Source organism: Rothia sp. HMSC071F11, assembly GCF_001809115.1.
GTDB lineage: Bacteria > Actinomycetota > Actinomycetes > Actinomycetales > Micrococcaceae > Rothia > Rothia dentocariosa.
Genome location: NZ_KV795751.1, coordinates 1 through 622, shown reverse-complemented (window position 1 = coordinate 622; position 622 = coordinate 1). Strand labels below are relative to the sequence as shown.

Genomic DNA, 622 nt, shown 5'->3' with positions numbered 1-622 from the left:
GTTATCCGGCTTAATAGGTTTCGGAACATTCTTCGCCGGATGCTCGCGAGTTGCGGGCTCATAGTTCCCGGCGGAAGTGTCAAATTTCTCGAACTTGACCTCACCGCTGTAATCGTCACGTTTCGACGAATCAGAACCGCCACCGCCATTAGAATTGCTGGTTGAGCATGCGGCAAGAGCAGCCGCCGCAGAACCGGCGCCGATCACCCCAAGAGCGGAACGGCGGGTCAGATAATGTGCTGGGATATTCATAGTATTCCTTTCGGAGCCTTGCTTATGCCCGGATAACAATAGGGTATCCATGTTTAGGGCAGAGAGCATGAACGCTTCTTGTGGTTGGTTTACCTCTAACTATCCTGCCATGCGCCATGATTTATGCTTGGGATTGCCGCAGTATTTTTGTATATTCTCAGGTTTAGATCTCCCAGCTGATTATTTGCTGGTACGCACATTCGTAATCGTGAAAACCCTTAGCGCCTTTATTTCTTTGCTTCCGGTGTAGGTACGGGTGTGGGGGTTAGGTCTTCTACGCGCATCCTAAAATGTGAGAAAAGATCAGTTCTTTCGGGGGCTCCCACGATCTTTTCGGGAACGCTCACCTTACACCACCAGCGGCCGTCAC

At 50.8% G+C, this 622-nt stretch carries 1 protein-coding gene; it reads right to left on the bottom strand.

All coding sequences use genetic code 11. From position 1 onward, the window contains the following. Positions 1-252, bottom strand: a 252-nt coding sequence (locus HMPREF2554_RS04120) for a DUF6318 family protein (protein WP_246825996.1), incomplete at its 3' end; no start/stop codon positions are given. Positions 253-622: the final 370 nt, after the last annotated feature.